At 54.7% G+C, this 2,627-nt stretch carries 2 protein-coding genes and 1 pseudogene; 1 reads left to right on the forward strand and 2 read right to left on the reverse strand.

Going from position 1 to position 2,627, the window contains the following annotated elements; genetic code table 11:
* The coding region (htpX, locus tag AC9UG7_RS12285) for a protease HtpX (protein WP_509588243.1) at nt 1-510 on the forward strand (510 nt) is incomplete at its 5' end.
* Between the two features lie 24 nt (nt 511-534).
* Here the strand turns inward: htpX and AC9UG7_RS12290 are convergent.
* Together AC9UG7_RS12290 and AC9UG7_RS12295 are read right to left on the reverse strand one after the other, a co-directional pair.
* Entirely contained in the window at nt 535-2,391 is a 1,857-nt protein-coding gene (locus AC9UG7_RS12290) for a B12-binding domain-containing radical SAM protein (RefSeq protein WP_509588245.1), read from the reverse strand.
* A gap of 81 nt (nt 2,392-2,472) precedes the next feature.
* Nucleotides 2,473-2,627: pseudogene (locus AC9UG7_RS12295) on the reverse strand (cysteine synthase A); the annotation flags it as partial.

The following is a 2,627-nucleotide window of genomic DNA, read 5'->3' on the forward strand; positions in this document are numbered from 1 at the left end:
TTGGTCGCAGTGTCAACGGGTTTGCTACAAGGCATGACGCGCGAAGAGGTGGAGGCAGTATTAGCGCACGAAGTCGCGCACATTCAAAACGGCGACATGGTCACGCTCACGCTGGTGCAAGGCGTTCTGAACACCTTTGTGGTGTTTCTCAGCCGTGTCATCGGTTATGCGGTAGACAGCGCCTTGCGCAAAAACGACGAGGAAAACACAGGCCCCGGTATCGGCTACTACGTCACTAGCATCGTGCTTGATATCGTATTGGGTATAGCCGCCAGTGTGGTGGTGGCATGGTTCAGCCGTCAACGCGAGTTCAGGGCGGACGCAGGCGCTGCTGCTTTGATGGGCCGCAAACAACCGATGGTCAATGCATTGACCCGTTTGCAACATATGCAATCCGAAGGTTTGCCGCCTAGCTTGCAAGCCATGGGTATCAGCGGTGGTTTGGGCAAGATGTTTTCTTCACATCCACCATTGGAAGAGCGCATTGCAGCTTTGCAAAACGCAGGCTAAATCCTAAAACCCCAGCAGACGCGATCAGCCCAGTGCAAGGGCGATCGCGTTTTTTTTCACCTGTGGTTTAGGGCACTTGGGCAGATCAAACCAACTGCGTACATCCTCTTCCAAGCCCACGCCATGCATGAAGTTGTAAATCGCTTTTTTCAACCCACGCCCTAGCAAATCATGGTCGGTGCCGGTAGGGTCTGTGAATCCCACATCGTTTTGCGCAAAACCACCCGCTGGTAATGGCAACAAACTCACACCATAGGCGGATGGGTTCATGCCCACAGGCGAATGCACGGTGCAGGCAAAGCGGTGAAAAAACCCGCTGTGTATGCAACCGTTTTCAAACAACTGACGCACATACTCCAACGCGTCTACCGTGTCTTGCACGGTTTGCGTGGGGAAGCCGTACATCAGGTAAGCGTGTACCAGCACACCTGAACGCGCAAAGCTTTGCGTGACGCGTGCGACTTGTGCCACGGTCACGCCTTTTTGCATCAACGCCAGCAATCGATCAGAGGCGACTTCCAGACCACCCGACATGGCGATACATCCGCTCTCAGCCAATAGCTCGCACAAGTCAGTCGTGAATGTTTTCTCGAAACGGATATTGCCCCACCAAGTCAGTTGCAATTGACGACGCAGTATTTCTTCGGCCATGGCTTTGAGCGCTTTGGGCGGCGCGGCTTCGTCTACAAAATGAAATCCAGTTTGGCCGGTTTCTTCGATGATGCGTTCAATGCGATCGACCAGCGTGGTTGCGGTGGCTGCGTCATAGCGAGAGATGTAGTCCAGCGACACATCGCAAAAACTGCATTTCTTCCAATAGCAACCATGTGCCACCGTCAGCTTGTTCCAGCGCCCGTCGCTCCACAGTCGGTGCATGGGGTTGAGCATGTCCAGCAGCGACAGATATTCATGCAACGGTAAGCCGTCCCAAGTGGGCGTGCCTACGTCGTCAAACGCCACATCGGGTTCTGCCCAGTTGATGTATTTAACCGCAGCGTCCACGCGCACAAAACTTCTTACCAAGCGTTGCTGTGAACGCTGTCCTTGCAAATGTTCAATCAACGACAACACAGGGCGCTCGCCGGCGTCTAGCGTCACCACATCGACAAAGTCGAACAAGCGAGGTTCTTGCAATGAACGCAATTCTGTGTTGACGTAGCCGCCACCCAAACATATGTTCACTTCAGGGTGATGCCGTTTGATGGTTTGTGCGATGCGCAGCGCCGCATACACCGCACCCGGAAACGGCACCGATAACAACACCAGCGTGGGCTGGTGTTGTTGCATGGCTTGCAGTGTGAGTTGTTGCAACAAGGTGTCAATCAAATTGGGTGGTGCTGCCAATGCGTCAGCCAATGCATCAAAACTCGCTTGGCTGCCCGCCAGTGATTCACCGTAGCGCACAAACTCAAAACGCGGGTCCACGGCATCGCGCAACACATCAGCAATATCGTTCAGGTAAAGCGTGGCCAAATGCCGCGCCCTGTCTTGCTGACCCAATGCGCCAAAAGCCCAGCCAAGGGCGTCACCGCTCTCGTCGTCAAACGCATCAAGAGACGCAAACCGTGGACCCTCCGGCAAAAAACCACGTCCGGCGATACGGTGGCACAGCGTGGCGTCGCGGCCTTGTAAAAACGCAATCGTCGGCGAAATGCTTTGCTGGTAACGCGGGAAATGGTCGAGGAATGCATTCACGCTTGCGCTGCGTTCGCCTTCGGGCAAAGACAACGCAATGTCCTGCATTTGCGCCAACACCGCAGGGGTTAACAACTGCAGCACCAAGGCCAAAGCCAAATCGACTTGCTGCGCCTCTATGCCACGACTGCGTAAAAAACCCGTCAGGTAAGCGGTGGAAGGGTAGGGCGTGTTGAGTTGCGTCATCGGCGGGATGACGCTGAGCACGCGCACCTGTGCCGTTGTGTCGGACGAGGTGGCGAGCAAAGTCAAGCGATCAGACAAACATTAAATGGGCAAATAGCCTTCGACTGATAAATAGCGCTCACCCGTGTCGTAATTAAATCCCAGTACTTTGGCACCTGCGGGTAACTCAGGCAACTTCTGGGCAATCGCTGCCAGCGTGGCACCGCTGGAAATACCCACCAGCATGCCTTCTTCAC

The sequence above is a fragment of the Limnohabitans sp. genome, from assembly GCF_046052765.1.
Lineage (GTDB): Bacteria > Pseudomonadota > Gammaproteobacteria > Burkholderiales > Burkholderiaceae_C > Limnohabitans.